The organism is Limosilactobacillus mucosae DSM 13345, from assembly GCF_001436025.1.
Lineage (GTDB): Bacteria > Bacillota > Bacilli > Lactobacillales > Lactobacillaceae > Limosilactobacillus > Limosilactobacillus mucosae.
In genome coordinates this window covers 65090-82360 of record NZ_AZEQ01000001.1, presented here as the reverse complement: position 1 = coordinate 82360, position 17271 = coordinate 65090, and the positions used below count along the sequence as shown (strand labels likewise).

The 17271-nt window shown below is 48.9% G+C and carries 18 protein-coding genes; all 18 read right to left on the bottom strand.

The window, feature by feature from the left end; genetic code table 11:
- Window positions 1-3 precede the first annotated feature (3 nt).
- Entirely contained in the window at window positions 4-3447 is a 3444-nt protein-coding gene (locus FC47_RS00410) for a pyruvate carboxylase (RefSeq protein ID WP_056967515.1), read from the bottom strand.
- Window positions 3448-3659: 212 nt separating this feature from the next.
- On the bottom strand, window positions 3660-4424 hold the full coding sequence (fabI, locus tag FC47_RS00405) for an enoyl-ACP reductase FabI (protein ID WP_056967514.1): 765 nt from the start codon (window positions 4422-4424) through the stop codon (window positions 3660-3662).
- A gap of 12 nt (window positions 4425-4436) precedes the next feature.
- Window positions 4437-5210 (bottom strand): acetyl-CoA carboxylase carboxyltransferase subunit alpha, encoded by a 774-nt coding sequence (gene accA, locus FC47_RS00400; protein WP_048345409.1) that lies wholly within the window; start codon window positions 5208-5210, stop codon window positions 4437-4439.
- A complete protein-coding gene (locus tag FC47_RS00395; RefSeq protein ID WP_056967513.1) occupies window positions 5203-6054 on the bottom strand; it encodes an acetyl-CoA carboxylase carboxyltransferase subunit beta in 852 nt (283 codons plus the stop codon). Before FC47_RS00395 ends, accA begins: the two co-directional genes overlap by 8 nt.
- Complete coding sequence (gene accC, locus FC47_RS00390; protein WP_056967556.1) at window positions 6051-7421, bottom strand: acetyl-CoA carboxylase biotin carboxylase subunit; 1371 nt, start codon at window positions 7419-7421, stop codon at window positions 6051-6053. Before accC ends, FC47_RS00395 begins: the two co-directional genes overlap by 4 nt.
- A 9-nt stretch (window positions 7422-7430) precedes the next feature.
- On the bottom strand, window positions 7431-7865 hold the full coding sequence (fabZ, locus tag FC47_RS00385) for a 3-hydroxyacyl-ACP dehydratase FabZ (RefSeq protein WP_006500448.1): 435 nt from the start codon (window positions 7863-7865) through the stop codon (window positions 7431-7433).
- Between the two features lie 3 nt (window positions 7866-7868).
- Window positions 7869-8291 (bottom strand): acetyl-CoA carboxylase biotin carboxyl carrier protein, encoded by a 423-nt coding sequence (locus FC47_RS00380; RefSeq protein ID WP_056967512.1) that lies wholly within the window; start codon window positions 8289-8291, stop codon window positions 7869-7871.
- Between the two features lie 7 nt (window positions 8292-8298).
- On the bottom strand, window positions 8299-9531 hold the full coding sequence (gene fabF, locus FC47_RS00375) for a beta-ketoacyl-ACP synthase II (RefSeq protein ID WP_039945970.1): 1233 nt from the start codon (window positions 9529-9531) through the stop codon (window positions 8299-8301).
- Window positions 9532-9540: 9 nt separating this feature from the next.
- Window positions 9541-10272: a 3-oxoacyl-[acyl-carrier-protein] reductase gene (gene fabG / locus FC47_RS00370; protein WP_006500451.1), complete on the bottom strand. Its 732-nt coding sequence runs from the start codon at window positions 10270-10272 to the stop codon at window positions 9541-9543.
- Window positions 10263-11195 (bottom strand): ACP S-malonyltransferase, encoded by a 933-nt coding sequence (locus FC47_RS00365; RefSeq protein ID WP_006500452.1) that lies wholly within the window; start codon window positions 11193-11195, stop codon window positions 10263-10265. Before FC47_RS00365 ends, fabG begins: the two co-directional genes overlap by 10 nt.
- 1 nt (window position 11196) lies before the next feature.
- The gene (locus tag FC47_RS00360) at window positions 11197-11445 is read right to left on the bottom strand and encodes an acyl carrier protein (protein WP_006500453.1); all 249 of its coding nucleotides are present in this window, start codon (window positions 11443-11445) and stop codon (window positions 11197-11199) included.
- A gap of 34 nt (window positions 11446-11479) precedes the next feature.
- Complete coding sequence (locus FC47_RS00355; RefSeq protein ID WP_006500454.1) at window positions 11480-12454, bottom strand: beta-ketoacyl-ACP synthase III; 975 nt, start codon at window positions 12452-12454, stop codon at window positions 11480-11482.
- A gap of 16 nt (window positions 12455-12470) precedes the next feature.
- A complete protein-coding gene (locus tag FC47_RS00350) occupies window positions 12471-12911 on the bottom strand; it encodes a MarR family winged helix-turn-helix transcriptional regulator (RefSeq protein ID WP_006500455.1) in 441 nt (146 codons plus the stop codon).
- Between the two features lie 71 nt (window positions 12912-12982).
- The gene (gene fabZ / locus FC47_RS00345) at window positions 12983-13429 is read right to left on the bottom strand and encodes a 3-hydroxyacyl-ACP dehydratase FabZ (RefSeq protein ID WP_034541313.1); all 447 of its coding nucleotides are present in this window, start codon (window positions 13427-13429) and stop codon (window positions 12983-12985) included.
- Window positions 13430-13735: 306 nt separating this feature from the next.
- On the bottom strand, window positions 13736-14785 hold the full coding sequence (gene tsaD, locus FC47_RS00340) for a tRNA (adenosine(37)-N6)-threonylcarbamoyltransferase complex transferase subunit TsaD (RefSeq protein WP_006500457.1): 1050 nt from the start codon (window positions 14783-14785) through the stop codon (window positions 13736-13738).
- 6 nt (window positions 14786-14791) lie between these two features.
- On the bottom strand, window positions 14792-15352 hold the full coding sequence (gene rimI / locus FC47_RS00335) for a ribosomal protein S18-alanine N-acetyltransferase (RefSeq protein ID WP_048345402.1): 561 nt from the start codon (window positions 15350-15352) through the stop codon (window positions 14792-14794).
- Window positions 15336-16061, bottom strand: a complete 726-nt coding sequence (gene tsaB, locus FC47_RS00330) for a tRNA (adenosine(37)-N6)-threonylcarbamoyltransferase complex dimerization subunit type 1 TsaB (protein ID WP_056967511.1) — start codon at window positions 16059-16061, stop codon at window positions 15336-15338. The genes rimI and tsaB overlap by 17 nt, the downstream gene beginning before the upstream one ends.
- A gap of 115 nt (window positions 16062-16176) precedes the next feature.
- Window positions 16177-17175, bottom strand: a complete 999-nt coding sequence (gene galE / locus FC47_RS00325; protein WP_033934300.1) for a UDP-glucose 4-epimerase GalE — start codon at window positions 17173-17175, stop codon at window positions 16177-16179.
- Window positions 17176-17271: the final 96 nt, after the last annotated feature.

Sequence of the window (17271 nt, the reverse complement as noted above, 5' to 3'; positions counted from 1 at the left end):
GTATTAGCTTAAAGGACTCATTTGAATCAGCAGGTCTTGGCTTTCCATCGTCGAGCCGGCCTTGGCATAGACTTTATCAATCTTACCGTCAAACGAGGCCTTGATCGTCGTTTCCATCTTCATGGCCTCGGTTACGACCAGTGTCTGGCCCTTCTTGACTTCTTGACCATTTTCGACCATCACGTCAACGACCGTCCCATTAAGCGGCATCCCGATCTGACCTGGATCGTGCGGATCGGCTTTTGGCACGCTGACCTTGGCCGTGGCTGCGTGTGTCTGATCCTTGACCGTCAAGACAAGCTGCTGACCGTTTTCGGAGAACAGCAGGTGGCGGTTGCCGTCAACGTCCATGTCAGAAACCGTATTGAGCTCAAGAATCTCCGTGCGACCCGGCCGCAGATTGACGTAGATCTTTTCGCCTGGGCGCATTCCTTGATAGAACGTATTCGTGTCCAGGACGCCGATCTTGCCATATTGACGATTGCGCTTGACATAATCAAGATAAACGTCTGGGTACAGTACATAGCTGATGACTTCTTCAGCGGTTGGCTGGCGTTTCAGCTGTGCAGCCAGTTCCTTGGTCATCTGATCAAAGTCAACTGGCTGGGCCAGACTGCCGGGACGAACCGTAATCGCTGGGTGATCCTTTAAGACGACTTTTTGCAGCTGCTTTGGAAAGCCGCCATATGGCTGACCAAGATCACCTGCAAAGAAGTTGACTACGGATTCTGGGAAGTCGAGCGTTTCGCCGCGTTCGATAATGTTTTCGGCATTCAAGCCGTTTTGAATCATAAAGATGGCCAGATCGCCGACTACCTTAGAACTTGGCGTAACCTTAACGATATCGCCAAGCAGGGCGTTAACCTCACGATACTTGGCCTTGACCTCGTCAAAGTCATCCAGTCCCAGCGACTTAGCCTGCTGCTGCAGGTTGGAGTATTGGCCACCAGGCATCTCAGTTTGATAGATGTCAGTCTGTGGTGACGTAATGCCGTTCATGAAGTCTTGGTATAGCGGCTTGACCTGTGCCCAGTAGTCATTGATCTTTTCGACCGTTTCAATATCCAGTTCTGGCTGCCGTTCATTGCCAGCTAAAGCATAGTAGAAACTGCTCATGCTTGGCTGACTCGTCGTTCCCGAAAGTGCGCTGGAAGCCACGTCAACCACGTCAACGCCGGCTTTGGTAGCCTGAACGTAGGTTGCAACCCCATTGCCAGTCGTGTCATGAGTATGCAGGTGAACCGGTACGTCATACTTGCTCTTCAGTTCGCCAATCAGTTCATAGGCGGCCTGTGGCTTGAGCAGTCCAGCCATATCCTTGATACCGATGATCTGAGCCCCGGCATCAACCAGCTGACCAGCCAGCGTCTTGTAGTAGTCCAGCGTGTATTTATGCTCGTCTGGGCTGAGTAGGTCACCCGTATAGCACATCGTCCCTTCAGCAATCTTGCCAGTCTGCCGAACGTATTCAATGCTCTTTTGCATTTGTTCGATCCAGTTCAGACTGTCAAAGATCCGAAAGACGTCAACGCCATCTTCAGCACTCTTATCGATGAATTTCTTTAAGACGTTGTCAGGATAGTTCTTGTAGCCAACGGCGTTCGATCCCCGCAATAACATCTGCAGCATGGTATGCGGCATCTTTTCACGCAGAATCTTCAGCCGCTGCCATGGATCCTCGCCTAAGAAACGATAGGCCACGTCAAAGGTTGCCCCGCCCCATACTTCAGCTGAGAAGACGTTTGGCATGGCGTGATCGTAAAGGTCCGCAATCGGCAGCATGTCTTTGGTCCGCATCCGCGTGGCAAACAGACTCTGGTGAGCGTCCCGCATCGTCGTATCAGTGATCAGAACCCGCTTTTGGGCGCTGACCCACTTCATTGCCGCCTCAGATCCGTCACGATCCAGGATATCCTTGGCATTGACGATTGGCAGTCCATTATGACGCTCAAGATTGATCTTTGGCGCCTTTAATTCAGCAGCATGAACCTGTTCGCGTGCCTTGACGCCATTAAAGCCGTTAACGGTAACGTCACCAACATAGGTCAGCAGCTGCTTGGCGGCATCCGGCTTTTCATGCTTGAAGTCGAACAGCTCTGGCGTCTGATCAATAAACGTCGTATGCGCCTGACCAGCCGCAAAGACTGGATGATGCAAGACGTTGAGCATGAACGGAATGTTGGTCTTAATGCCGCGAATCTGGAACTCATGCAGCACTCGAATCATACGCCGGACCGCTGATTTGAAAGTTCGACCATGAACGCAGGCCTTAACCAGCAAGGAATCAAAGTATGGCGTGATTACAGCCCCAGCATAGGCATTGCCCCCATCAAGCCGTACGCCCATCCCACCAGGTGAACGATAGGTTTCGATGCGGCCAGTATCCGGCATAAAGTTGTTTTCTGGATCTTCAGTCGTAACTCGGCATTGAATCCCATAGCCGTTGTACTTCAGCTGATCCTGGGCCGGCAGCTCAAGATCCTGATACAGATCGGCACCATCAGCAATCAGAATCTGCGACTGTACGATGTCGACATCGGTAATCAATTCTGTAACAGTATGCTCAACTTGAATCCGCGGGTTGACCTCAATAAAGTAAAAGTCCTCATCCGTGACCAGGAATTCAACCGTACCGGCATTTTGATAGTGCACGCTTTCCATCAGCTTAACGGCTGCCTGGCAGATTGCCTGACGTCGTTCTTCGCTTAAGGCCAGACTAGGCGCAAACTCGATCACTTTTTGATTCCGTCGCTGAACCGAGCAGTCACGCTCAAACAGGTGCATAACGTGCCCATGCTGATCAGCTAGAATCTGCACTTCAATATGCTTAGGGTTCTTCAGATACTTTTCAACGTAAAGCTCATCATCACCAAATGACTGCTTGGCTTCGCTGCGGGCTCGATCGTAGGCGCCATCAAGCTCATCATCATCGTGAACGATTCGCATCCCACGACCGCCGCCACCCATGGCTGCCTTGATCATGATCGGATAGCCATGCGTATGCGCGAATTCACGAACTTCATCAATTGACTGAACCGGCTCATCCGTACCTGGAATCGTCTTTAAGCCAGCCTTGACCGCAACTTCCTTGGCCGCAACCTTGTCGCCAAACAGCTGCAGCTGACGAACGGTTGGCCCGATAAAGATAATGCCGTTGTCTGCACATTTTTGCGCAAACTCTTCATTTTCCGCTAAAAAACCGTACCCAGGATGGACTGCATCGGCACCAGTCTGCTTAGCGACTCGAATAATATCATCCATATCCAGATAAGCCTCAATTGGCTTTTTGCCTGCACCAATCTGATAGGCCTCATCCGCACGGAAACGATGGACGCCGTATTCATCTTCCTTGGCATAAACAGCAACCGTCTTCAAGCCCAGCTCATGACAGGCACGAATGATCCGAACTGCTATTTCGCCACGATTGGCAATTAAAACTTTCTTCACGAAATACACCACCTTGATCAATCGTCAACAGTAACGAACTTTCTCCCTACCTCAAGGCAAAATTATATCATAAATTTTTAGGTTGATTGACTAAAAAATGAGAAATCGCTAAGATCAATCAATAAAAGCCGAACCATTTTTTAATTTTTTAAATAACTTTCCTGTTTTTAGCAAAAATTAAAAGGATTCAGAGTTCTGAATCCTTTTACAAGTTAGATTAAATGAACGCCTTTATCGACATAAATAACGTCGCCAGCAATTCCTTTTGACAGGTCACTCATCAAAAAGGCGCAGGTCCCACCGATTTCTTCTAAGGTAACGGACTGCCCATCAGTCGTCCGCTCCTGTGACATCTTCAAAAGATCGCTGTGGTTGTCAATTCCGGTAACCGCCAGAGTCTTCATCGCCCCAGCCGAGATGGCATTTACCCGCACGCCCAGCGAGCCCATGTCACGCGCCAGATAGCGAACGCTGGCTTCTAAGGCTGCCTTGGCGATTCCCATGACGTTGTAGTTAGGAATTGCCCGCTCTGAGCCAAAATAGGTCAAAGTAGCAATGCTGGCAGGATCGTTGAGCAAGTCAAGCTCATGAGCTGCCTTGGCAACAGCAATCAAAGAATACGCCGAAATGTTTTGAGCCAGCGCATAGCCCTCACGACTGACGTTTAGAATCGAGCCGCTCAATTCTTCTTTTTTGGCATAGGCAATGGCATGAACCAGTCCATCTACTTTGCCGAATCGCTGCTTAATTGTCGTAAAAGCCGTCTGGATGCTGGCGTCGTTGGCAACGTCGCATTCGACCAAACGTTTTTCATCGCCAACCAACCGACTGACGCTTTTTTTCATACGTTCGTTTTGGTAGGTGTAGATCACGGTTGCTCCCTGTTTTTCCATCGCCTGAGCACATCCCCACGCAATCGAGCGCTTGTTGGCCACGCCCATGACGACGATTTGCTTATTGCTTAAAATTCCTTCCATTGTTTTCCCTCACTAAAACTTTCTAAAACGTTGCTGACGATGCTGAAGCAGTTCAGCTGGCGTTAGTTTCTGCAGCGCAGCCAGCTCGCGGGTCAAAACCGCATCCAAATTGGCAATGACGGCTTGATGATCGGTTGGCTCGGCAATGATCCCCTCAATGACGCCCTGCTTTTTCAAGGCTTGCGGCGTCAACTGCATGATCTCAGCTGCCTCAGCCGCGCGTGAGCTGTCTTTCCACAAGATCGAGGCGAATCCTTCTGGTGAAAGAATTGAATAAGTACTGTTTTCAAGCATCCAGACCTCATCGCCACAAGCCAGCGCCAATGCACCGCCACTGCCGCCTTCGCCAAAGACCACCGTGATGATTGGAATCGCCAGCTTGCTGATCTCCAGTAGATTCTGAGCAATTGCCGATCCTTGACCATTTTCTTCTGCCGATTGGCCAGGATATGCACCCGGTGTATTGACAAAGCAAAAGACCGGGCGACCAAACTTTTGCGCCTGTTTGATCAAGCGCAGCGATTTGCGATAGCCACCCGGTTCCGGACAGCCAAAATGACAGGCCATGCGTTCTTCAATACTTTGACCGCGATCAGTCGTGATCACTGTCACTGCTTGCCCGTGAAAGTCTGCAATGCCGCCTTTAATAGCCGGATCATCAGTTCCACTGCGATCACCGTGCAATTCAATAAAATCAGAAAATAATTGCGTTAAAATTTCAGCACTGGTGATCTTTTCTTCACTGCGCGCGGCCTTAACGATTTCAACAGCCGTTTTTTCAGACACGCATGGCACCTCCCAGCTTAAGCAAGCGTTCCAGCATTGCCTTTTCATCTGTTCGTTTAACGATTGCATCTATAAAACCGTGTCTCAGCAGATTTTCAGCAGCCTGCAGATCATTAGGAATCTTTTGGTGCATTGTCTGCTCAATTACACGTCGGCCGGCAAAGCCTACCAATGCGTGCGGCTCAGCCAGGGTAATATCACCCTGCATGGCAAAACTGGCCGTAACTCCACCCGTCGTTGGTCCGGTTAAGACGACTGCATAAAGCAGCCCAGCCTGATCATGTGCGGCAACCGCATTGCTGATCTTAGCCATCTGCATCAAAGAATGAATTCCTTCCTGCATTCGGGCCCCGCCAGATGCCGTAACCATGATGACCGGCAGCCGGTGCTGCGTTGCATGTTCAAACAGCCGCGTAATCTTTTCACCAGCAACCGTTCCTAAAGACCCCATGATAAAGCCTGGATCCATGATGCCTAAAGCTGCCTGCTGGTCGCCAATCCTAGCCACGCCAGTCAAAACGGCATCGTTGAGCTGAGTCTTGTTCTGAGCATTCTTCAGCTTATCTTGATAACCTGGAAAAGCCAATGGATCCTTAGTCTGCAGATCCATGTCCAGCTCGTCAAACTCATCTGTCAGCCAGGCCAAGCGCTGCCGAGCTCCAATGCGAAAACCGTAATGACACTGTGGACACTCAGCGTAGCAGCCCAACTGGCGACTCATAATCGTCAGCCCACACTGCGGGCATTTGCGCAGCAGATCATCTGGAACCTTGGCATCTGCCTTTTGATCCGCCTTAACATGGCGTTCGCTTAGCGTGTTTTTCTTCTGCACATAAAGCTTCACTGCTGAGTCTCTCCTTTCCAACGAGGCATAAAGTCCTGCTCAAGATAATTGGTCGTCATCGTTCCGCGCAAAAATTCAGGATCGTTGAGAATCGCCAGATGAAAATTCTGGTTGGTCGTAATTCCCGTAATCACCATCTCGCCTAACAGCCGTTTTAATTTTTCAATGGCTTCATTGCGGTCATGGCCAAGCGCAATCACTTTAGCAATCATTGAGTCGTAATAAGGCGTTACCTTGGCCTGTGGATAAAGCGCGGTATCGATCCGCATGCCCAGATTGCCAACTGGCAGATATAGGTAGTTGATCGTCCCCGTTGAAGGCATGAAGTTTTTTTGCGGATTCTCAGCGTTGATGCGGCATTCAATCGCCGTACCATGCAGCTTGATGTCGGACTGTTTAAAAGGCAGTTTTGCGCCGGCTGCAACCATTACCTGAGCCTTGACCAAATCAATGCCGGTTACCATTTCCGTAACGGTGTGCTCAACTTGAATTCGCGTGTTCATCTCCATAAAGTAAAAATGATGCGCTTGGTCCATCAAAAACTCCAGCGTCCCGGTATTGCGATAATCGATTGCCTTAACCGCCTTAAGCGCCAATTTTCCTAGATAGTGCCGCTCATCTTCACTGATCAAGGAGCATGGGCTTTCTTCAATCACTTTCTGCTTATTGCGCTGCAAAGAACAGTCACGTTCTGGGAACCAGACGGCATGACCAAAATCATCACAAAAGACTTGAACCTCAATATGCTTGACGTTTTCCAGAATCTTTTCCAGATACATGCGATCATCATTAAACGACAGCCGTGCTTCACTTTGAGCCTCATCAAACGCCTGCTGCATCTGATCTTGATTCTCAATGCGCCGAATCCCCTTACCGCCACCGCCTGCTGCTGCTTTTAATAAAACCGGATAACCGATTGCTGCGGCAGCCTGCTTGGCGCTTTCAACATTGCTAAGATAGCCATCACTGCCAGGAATTACCGGGATGCCGCTTTTTTTCATCTGCTCTCTGGCATGTTCCTTATTGCCCATCAGATCGATCGTCAATGCTTTCGGTCCGATAAAGACAATCCCACAGGCTTCACACATCTCAGCAAAAGCTGCATTTTCCGAAAGAAAGCCAAAGCCAGGATGAATTGCCTGAGCGCCCGTACCGATTGCAGCTGCCAAGATATTCTGCATATTCAGGTATGAGTCTTGCGGTCGTGATCCGCCAACGCAAACGGCCTCATCGGCTAACTGGACATGCAGACTGTCGCGATCCGCGGTTGAATAGATGGCTACCGATTTGATGCCCAGTTCCCGCAGCGAGCGGATGATTCGTACTGCGATCTCGCCACGATTGGCTACTAATACTTTCGAAAACATGCTTTTCACCTAGCCAATCAAAAAGGTAAGCTCTGCGGTACAGGCCTTTTTTCCATCAACCGTTGCTACGCCCTTGCCCAGTCCGACTTGACCGCGAACCTTTTCCAGCTCGACTTCAAGTCTTAACGTATCGCCAGGACGAACGACCTTGCGAAACTCAGCTGACTTGATGCCGCCAAAATAAGCCGTCTTGCCTGCGAATTCAGGCTCTGACAAAAGTGCTACGGCTCCTGTCTGCGCCAATGATTCAACGATCAGTGCACCTGGCAGAACCGGATTTTGCGGAAAATGACCGTTGAAGACTTCTTCATTGATGGTAACATTGCGAATTGCCGTGGCTTTTTGGCCTGGTTCCAACTCGATTACGCGATCGATCAAGAGCATCGGATAGCGATGAGGAATGATCTTTTGAATCGCGTTTGAATCCAAAATCGTTTCAGTCATTGACTAACCCTCCGTAACTTCAAACAAAGGCTGATCAACCTCTACCAGCTCGCCATTTTTAACCTTGACTGCACTGATAATGCCGTCTTGATCGCTTTTAACCTCTGTCATCATCTTCATTGCCTCAATAATGCAGACGACATCGCCTTTGTGAACTTGACTGCCAACCTTGACGTAGGCTGGCTGTTCTGGCTTGGCCTGCAGATAGACCGTCCCAACCAAAGGCGCCTTGATCTGCTGAGTGCTTGCAGCAGCCACGGGACGTACCGGCTCGGCATGGGATGGCTGCGGACTTAGATCAGTTTTGGCATTTGCCTGCTGATTCTTGCTCAGATAGAGATGGAACGAGCCGTCATCAATCTTAAGCTCTCTGGTATCTGAGACCTCAAACGTCTTCATTAAATGCTGAACGTCTTTTAATTCCAATTAAAAATCACTTCCATTTTCGAAAAGCCAATACGGCATTATGTCCACCAAAGCCAAATGAGTTGCTCAGGGCATATTCGGCATCAGGCTGATTTTGATTGGTCTGATCAACCAGATTGACCTGACAGGCCGGATCTTGATTCTCACAGCCAACGTTTGGCGGCAGCACGCCTTTTTGCAACGCGGCAACGGTAACGACCGCCTCAATTGCTCCGGCTGCCCCAAGCAGATGCCCGGTCATGCCCTTGATTGAGCTGACCAGCACTTTGCTGTCTTTACCAAAGACCTGATTGACAGCCAGTGACTCGCCAGCATCATTAGCATGAGTTGCCGTACCATGAGCATTGATGTAGTCGACTTTTTCTGGAGCAATTCCAGCCTCGTCAATTGCCTGCTGCATGGCTCTTGATGCACCACGGCCTGCTGGATCCGGAGAAGTAACGTGATAGGCATCGCCCGTAGCGCCATAGCCAACGATCTCGCCTAAGATTTGAGCGTCTCGCTTTTGCGCATGCTCAAGGCTCTCCAAAACCATTGCCGCGCCACCTTCACCTAAGACAAAGCCATTGCGATCCTTATCAAATGGCCGGGAAGCTTTCAAAGGATCCGTCGTCGTGCTAAGTGCAGTCAAAGCAGCAAAACCGGCAATCCCGATTTCATTGACTGAAGCTTCTGAGCCACCGGCAATCATGACCTGCGCGCGGCCTTCCTTAATCTGACGATAGGCTTCACCGATCGAGTTGGTTCCCGTTGCACAGGCCGTTACGATCGACGTACAGATATTTTGCGCATTGAAGCGAATCGCAATGTTGCCCGCGGCCATGTTGGCGATCGCCATTGGAACAAACATTGGCGAAACTCGCTTGGGACCTTTGTCATGCATTTTGATTACCTGCTCTTGAATCGTGGTCAAACCGCCGATTCCCGAGCCATAGATAACGCCCAGATCTTCAGGTGCCGTATTTTCTTCATTGATCCCGGCCATCGCAACTGCTTCAGCTGCCGTCTGAATGGCATATTGTGAATAAAGATCCATCCGGCGAGCCGCTTTTTTGCCAACTACCTCGCTGGGATCAAAATCATCAATCTGACCAGCTACCGTAATCCCGGTTGGCGCGGCGTCAAACTTGGTGATTGGCTTGATGCCGATCTTTCCAGCTAAAGTGTGCTCAACAAACTCATCAAAGCCATTGCCGTTTGGGGAAACAGCCCCCATCCCTGTAATTACAACTCTTGTCATAAGCTTCTCCTAAATCGTCATCCCGCCATCAACTACGATCGTCTGACCGGTTACGTAATCATTCTGGGCTAAAAACAAAGCCGTCTGCGCAATTTCTGCCGGTTCGCCAAAGCGTTTTAAAGGCAGACTCGCTAAAATCTGGTCCTGCGCTTTTTGTGGCATGGCTGCCGTCATGTCGCTGGCAATCATCCCTGGTGCGATAGCGTTGCAGCGAATTCCCCGCAGCGCGCCTTCTCTGGCTACCGTTTTAGTCAGGCCAATGATTCCCGCCTTGCTGGCAGCATAGTTGGCCTGGCCGGCATTACCATGCAGACCAACGACGCTGGCCAGATTGATGATGACCCCTGCCCGCTGCTTATACATCTTTTTAAGCAGCGCCTGAATCATTAAAAACGGTCCTTTCAAGTTGACCTGCAGGACTTCATCAAAATCTGCCGTCTTCATGCCAATCAACAGGCGGTCCCGCGTAATACCGGCATTATTGATCAATACGTCAATTCCGCCAAACTTTTCCCAAGCGGTCTTAGTCAATTCCTTGACGACATGTTCATCACTGACGTCACCTGGCAAAAAGCAATATTCAGTACCAAGCTCATCCAGCTGCTGCTTTAGTGAGGCTGGCAATTCATGACGGGCGTTCAAGATCACGCGGCTGCCCGCCTTGGCAAATGACAGTGCCGTTGCCGCGCCGATTCCTCTTGAGCTGCCGGTAATCAATACCGTTTTATTGGTTAGCTCCATTGGACATGCTCCTTTACAAAGTTCTCATAATCCAGCCGCGTTTCGATATGTTCCCGCTTCAAGCCAGCGTCGACCTGCTTGGCAAATTTGCTGAGCGTCTTGCCGGGACCAATTTCCAGCGTTCCTTCAATTTTTTGATGCTCAATCAGATACTGCAGATCCTGGCCAAAATGAGTTGGCACCGCCAGTTGACGTTCCAGAATAGCTGCTGTTTCTTTAGTTTGAAACGGAGCCACGATCGTATTGCTGATCACCGGAACCTTTGGCTGGCTAAACTCAACGTCGCACAGGCGGGCTTTCATCTGTTGGCGAGCGCCGTCAAACAGCGGCGTATGAAAAGCACCACTGACATTCAGCTTAATCACCCGTTTGGCTGCCTGACTTGCTTTTAACCGTTCTACTGCCTCTTTGATCCCTGCTTGAGTACCGCCAATCACCAGTTGTCGTGGTGAATTGTAATTGGCAACCCAGACATCTGGCAGCTGCGCGCAGATTTTTTCAACCGGTTCGATATCCGGATCAATAACCGCTGCCAGCGTACTGGCAACCTCATCCGCCGCTTTCTGCATATATTGGCCACGATCCTTAAGCAGAGCAAAGCCAGCATCGATCGCCAAGGATTCAGCCGCCATCAAAGCCGGATATTCCCCCAGCGACAAGCCGACCATGCCAGCTGCCGGCAAGTTGGGCAGGTCACGCTGCAGCATATGCCAGATTCCCAGGCTAAAAGCTGCCAGTGCCGGCTGAACGTATCTGGTTTGATTCAACTCGCCATTTTCGCTCTTCAAAAGCTTGACGATATCAAGTTCAGCTGCCTCACTGGCCTGCTCCAGCGTCTTTGAAAACGTCTCATCAGCCAGCAGGTCACAGCCCATTCCTGGTTTTTGTGCTCCTTGACCGCTAAACAGAATCCCTAGCTGCATCTTAGTCTTCCTTGGCTGCCAGCTGCTTGGCTACCAGTTCAACGACATCGTTAATCGTTTCGGCACCATCTTCAACATCCAGTTCAATGTCAAACTTGTCTTCCAGTTCGTTCATGATTTCAAAAACGTCCAGACTGTCTGCTTCCAGATCTTCTTTGATTTTGGCATCTAGCACGATCTTGGCTTCATCGATATCCAGTTCTTCAGCTGCGATTTCTTTTACCGTTGCAAAAATTTCTTCTTTAGTCATTTGTTTATCCTCATTTCTTTTTATTTGTTCAAAATCAGTATCTTAAAATAATCGTTCCCGTCGTCAGACCGCCGCCAAAACCGCTCAAGGCTAAAATATCGCCTCGTTTGATCATTCCTTTTTCAACGCATTCGTCTAAAAGAATCGGTTCGCTGGCAGCAGAAGTATTGCCATATTCAGCAATGTTGATGGGAAACTTTTCTAAAGGCTGCTTGAGGCGCTTGGCTACCTGCCTGATAATGCGGGCATTGGCCTGATGCAGCAAAAAAACATCAATCTGATCCAGCGTCAGCTTATTTTGAGCACTGGCCTGCAAAATTGATTCAGGTACCTCATGCGTGGCAAAACGGTAGACCGCGCGTCCATTCATCTTAAATGGCGTCAGTTCAGTCAGCGGTTTAGGAAAAGTATTTCCCGAACTCGTCATACCGGCACTTAGCTCATTGCTCAGCTCGCCAAAGGTCTTTAGCTGCAGTCCTAATAGGGTTGGTGCTTTAACCGGCACTTTTTCTAATAAGACGCCCCCAGCACCATCACCGAATAAAACGGCAGTCGTTCGATCATGCCAGTCAATCAGCTTGCTTAAGACCTCACTGCCAATTACCATGGCCTTTTTTACCATTCCCGTACTCATCATCTGACTGGCAACTGCCAAGCCGTAGACAAATCCCGAGCAGGCCGCTGAAACGTCAAAGGCAACTGCATTTTTGGCCTGCAGCCGGCCTTGAACGATCGCGGCCGTTGAAGGCGTATAGGCATCCGGCGACATGGTAGCTACTAAAATCAGATCAAGTTCCTCAGCCTGCCAGCCGCTTTTTTCTAAGAGCAGCTGACCGGTTTTAGAAGCCAGATCAGCTGTATTCTCGTGCTTGCTGATATGCCGCCGCTTGATTCCGGTTCTTGATTGAATCCAATCGTCAGAGGTATCCATAATCCGACTCAAGTCATCATTATCAATGACCTGATCAGGAACCCAGCTGGCCGTCTGTACGATTTTTAAGTCTTCCAAAGGCTTTCTCATCCTCTCAGGCATGTTCATCCAGAAAATCTTCCAAGTTGCGCAACGCCTTGCGAACGACTTTCAGCTCTTCATCGTTCATATCTTTTAAAAAGCCCTTAACCATCATGTTGTGAAAGGCACGGTGCGCACGAAACAGTACACGGCCCTTATGAGTCAAGCCAAGCCGAATCACGCGCCGATCCTCTTCATCACGATAGCGTTCTACATAGCCCTTTTTCACCAGCCGATCAGCCGTTGCCGTCATCGTGCCTGGTGAGACATGCAGTTTTTGCGCAACCTGCGAAACAGTCTGGTGATTGTACATGGTGATTGCATCGATTGCGTGCATCTCTTTGATCGTCAAATCACGAAACATGCTTTTACGCAGCTCGTGTTCTTCAACCCATAAAATCCCGTTATAGACCCGCACCAATGCCTGGTTAATTTCTTGGTAGTCGTCATTCATAATGTATTTTCTCCTTTGCTTAACAGCTCAAATAGTTTGATTATCAAAATACATTATAGACTAAACCGCGGCTAAATCTTAGCTTGGCGATCCGCCACTACAAAGACCAATTCAGCGCTGCAGACCTTTTTGTCCAAGACCTTGGCTACTGCCTTGACAATCCCCATTTGCCGCCGCTTTTTAATCATTTCGATCTCAAGCTTTACGACATCGCCCGGCCGCACCATCCGGCGAAACTTAGCATTGTGAATCGCTCCCAGATATGCCGTTTTCTTGAAAAACTCTGGTGATTTCAGAATCAGAATCGATGCTGCCTGGGCCAGTGTTTCAATTATCAAGACTCCCGGCATAACCGGGTTGCCAGGAAAGTGACCTTGGAAAAATGATTCATTGATCGTAACGTTTTTAGTCGCGGTAATGCTCTTTCCAGGTTCCATGGCATCGACATAATCGATATAGCAGATCGGATAGCGATTGGGAATCAGATCCATGATTTCTTGTGCCGTCATCAGTGCCAATTTTGTCACCTGCCTTCAAAAAAGTATTTCGAGTATCAAAGTATTCGATAATCGAATTATATGTCATTCAAATTTTTAGTCAACCTTAATTCGCCCTGTGAAAGCGGTTATCAAAAACACCAAAATATCTTTTGATGTCTCAAAATACCATTATTGAATACAAGCATGATGCCTGCTAATAAATATGAATTATCAGTCATATCTTGTGGAAAAGTTTTATAAAAATATTTTGATTATCAAAATTTATTGCAAAAAAAGAGCTTATGTTTCGTAACGAAAACACAAGCTCTTTTAATACTGTCTAGTTTATTTTATTGCCAGATCCGGGTTGGCATTGCTTCTTGCAAACGAGAGCCCAGGAACTGCATTAAGATCCCAACCGGCGCGATCACCATGCAGATAGTTTACCCAACCGGCTGCCCCAATCATGGCCGCGTTGTCGCCACATAGTTTCAATGGCGCCATCAAAAGCTCTACTTCTGGATGCTGCTCTTTTAAGTCGCGTTCCAAACGCTTGCGCAGTCCATGGTTAGCTGCTACGCCCCCAGCCAAGATCAGCTGTTTGACAGGGTAGTCGCTCAAGGCCCGCATCGTCTTTTCTGCCAATACGTCAACTACGCTCTGCTGAAAGCTGGCCGCCAGATCATATTTATCCAGCTTTTGACCACGCTGATTGGCATTGTGTACGGTGTTGATAAAGGCGCTTTTAAGGCCACTGAAGCTGAAGTCATAGTTGTCCTCTTTTTCCATCGCCCGCGGAAAATGGAACGTATCGGATCCTTTGGCTGCCCACTCATCAATCGTCTTACCGGCTGGATAGTTGACGCCTAATACTCTGCCAATCTTGTCATAAGCTTCTCCAGCCGCATCATCACGCGTTTCGCCAATGATCTCGTATTCGTGTTCACTGGCCATGTAAACCAGTTCTGTGTGTCCGCCCGAAACCAAAAGTGCCAGCTGCGGATAGGCAAACTGGTTTTCAAAACGAGCCGCGTATAGATGGCCAGCCATATGATTAACCGGCACCAATGGCAGTTGATGAGCCCAGGCAACCATTTTGGCAGCCGTCACGCCTACCAACAGCGAACCAACCAGACCAGGACCATACGTAACCGCGACTGCACTTAAGTCGTCATAGTCAACGGCTGCCTCATTCAGTGCTTTATCAATGCATTTGGTAATCTGCTCAATATGATGACGGCTGGCCACCTCAGGCACGACCCCGCCAAAACGCTGATGACTCAAAATCTGGGTTGCTACGATATTGCTTAGGATCTTTTGCCCATCTTCAATGACCGCCACACTGGTCTCATCACAACTGCTTTCAAACGCCAAGATCAAATTTTTCTTTGCCACTTTATTCTATCCTTTCACTTCTTCAAGCTGGGCAACCATATCCAACGCGTCTTCATGATTGTCCAAGTAATAATGCCGCTTGAGCTCGCCATCCATAAACCCCATCCGTCGATAGAGCCGCTGTGCCTGATAGTTGGAGACTCTAACTTCCAGACTCATCGTGCGCATTGCTTGTGCCAGAGCAATCTGCCTGGTCGTCTGCAGCAGGTAGGTTCCCAGTCCCTGTCTTTGAAAAGCCGGATGCACGCCAAAGTTGGTAATATGAGCATCAGCACGATTCCAGTCAAATGAACAGCCGATAAAGCCCAGGACGTCCCCATTGGCATTTTTCAGCACCAGATACAGCCGATCACTTTTCTTCAGATCCGCTGCAAATGCCGCTCGATTCCACGGTGCCACGCCATAGATCAGTTCCTCAATATGCACCATGGCAGCAATATCAGCTTCCTTAGCCTGACTGATCGTACCAGATTGATGATTAAGTCTGATCGAACGGCTGGCAAACGTCATTGGCGTCCGGTCAGTGCTGCCAACCTGTTCCAGCCAATTCTTAAACTTCTCGAACATAATCCTGCTGTGGAGCGTCGGGGTGCTGGTGGTGCCAAACTGCCTCGGCCTCGGTAATTCTTAAGTATTGCGGCACAAATGCATCAATATTTTTAACCGGTGCTGCTTTTTCCCCTAGCAAGGCCAGCTGATAGGTTGACGGAATACTAAATGCAGCCGGTAAAAACTTCAGCTGCTCAGGCACGGTTTTGAGCTGCTTTTGCAAACGGTCAGTCAGTTCGCCTGCCATTAAGACCGGTTTTTCAAGTTTTGCCAATTGATCCAGCAAGGCCTGCATTGATAGGTGCTGATCAGGCAATACGCTGACCAGCTGATCATCTTGCCACCGATAGACCCCTGCAAAAACATTGCCGCGCCGTGCATCAAAAAATGGCACGATCAAGGCGTCAGTTGCTGAAGGCAGGTTAGCCGCCACCGTCTTTAAGCTGGAGACGCCTGTCAATTCGATGTCCAAAGTATCGGCAAGCACCTTGGCAGTAGTTACTGCAATGCGGATGCCGGTATATGATCCCGGACCCTGGGCAACTACGACCCGATCCAAGTCTTGGGGCTGCCATTGAACTTTTTGAAACAGATCATCAATTACCGGTAAAAGAAAAATGCTGTGGTTGCGGACCATATTAAGCGTCGTTGTAGCTAGAAGCTGATCGTCTTCTACCAATGCCACGCTCATTGGGTGATTAGAGGTATCAATTGCAAGTATTTTCATTAGTTTCTCGTTCCTTTCGTACTTAGCAATTTTATCACACAACTAAAAAATGAGTACGGCAAGCTTTTTAGCTCTTAGCGTACTCATCTTTAATTAAGCAATTAATATTTGATTTTTAATTGTTGCGGTCGTCATAGCCCTTTGGATGCGTGGAGTGCCACTTCCAAGCCGTTGCAATGATATCGTGCACGTCATCAAATTTCGGCTTCCAACCCAAGACTTCACGTGCCTTTTCACTGGCCGCAACCAACGAGTCTGGATCCCCGGGACGACGAGGCGCCATCTTAGCTGGAATCTCCTTACCCGTAACCTCACGAGCCGCTTCCAGCATCTGCTTGTTGGAAAAGCCGGTTGAAGAGCCCAGGTTGAACTGGTTGGATTGATTGTTCTTCTTCAGATACTGCAAAGCCAGAATATGAGCATCGGCTAAATCCATAACATGAACATAGTCACGCACGTTGGTACCATCCGGCGTATCGTAGTCATCGCCAAAGATGCTGAGTTCTTTGCGCTTGCCTTGAGCAACCTGCATGATGATTGGAACCAGGTGCGTTTCGGGACCATGATCCTCGCCAATCGTACCGTCTGGAGCAGCCCCAGCCACGTTGAAGTAGCGCAGCGCCACGAATTTAATACCATAAGCCTTGTCAGCCCATGCCATCATTTGTTCCATCATCAGCTTGGACAGACCATATGGATTGATTGGCTTTTGCGGATCGGTTTCTTTAATTGGCATGTGTTCCGGCGTACCATAAGTAGCCGCCGTTGAGCTGAAGACAATGTACTTAACGCCAAAGTCGCGCATGGCTTCCAAAAGCGTAACCATGCCACTCGTGTTGTTGTCAAAGTACTTCAAAGGCTCACTCATTGATTCGGGAACGATTGAAAAGGCCGCAAAGTGAACTACGGCTTCAATCTCTTCATTAACGAAAATCCGATCCAGAAAGGCACGATCGCGAATGTCGCCATAGTAGAACTTAGCCTTTGGATTGATGGCCTTTTTGTGTCCCGTTGAAAGGTTGTCTGCAACGACCACGTCATAACCATGTTCAATTAAATCTTTAACCATGTGTGAGCCAATGTATCCGGCCCCACCTGCAACTAAAATAGCCAAAGTGTTTTCCTCCCTTATCTTGACGGGTTTACCTCTTCATTTCTCTCTTAGTAAAATTATAACATAAAATTTTAGTAAAAACCCATTTGATATCAA

Excerpts from the sequence above, each read along its gene's own strand:
- fabI (WP_056967514.1), bottom strand. The coding sequence starts at position 4,424 with ATGGAAGGAATTTTAAGCAATAAGCAAATCGTCGTCATGGGCGTGGCC.
- accC (WP_056967556.1), bottom strand. The coding sequence starts at position 7,421 with ATGTTTTCGAAAGTATTAGTAGCCAATCGTGGCGAGATCGCAGTACGA.
- fabZ (WP_006500448.1), bottom strand. The coding sequence starts at position 7,865 with ATGACTGAAACGATTTTGGATTCAAACGCGATTCAAAAGATCATTCCT.
- fabF (WP_039945970.1), bottom strand. The coding sequence starts at position 9,531 with ATGACAAGAGTTGTAATTACAGGGATGGGGGCTGTTTCCCCAAACGGC.
- fabG (WP_006500451.1), bottom strand. The coding sequence starts at position 10,272 with ATGGAGCTAACCAATAAAACGGTATTGATTACCGGCAGCTCAAGAGGA.
- FC47_RS00365 (WP_006500452.1), bottom strand. The coding sequence starts at position 11,195 with ATGCAGCTAGGGATTCTGTTTAGCGGTCAAGGAGCACAAAAACCAGGA.
- FC47_RS00360 (WP_006500453.1), bottom strand. The coding sequence starts at position 11,445 with ATGACTAAAGAAGAAATTTTTGCAACGGTAAAAGAAATCGCAGCTGAA.
- FC47_RS00350 (WP_006500455.1), bottom strand. The coding sequence starts at position 12,911 with ATGAATGACGACTACCAAGAAATTAACCAGGCATTGGTGCGGGTCTAT.
- rimI (WP_048345402.1), bottom strand. The coding sequence starts at position 15,352 with ATGTTCGAGAAGTTTAAGAATTGGCTGGAACAGGTTGGCAGCACTGAC.
- tsaB (WP_056967511.1), bottom strand. The coding sequence starts at position 16,061 with ATGAAAATACTTGCAATTGATACCTCTAATCACCCAATGAGCGTGGCA.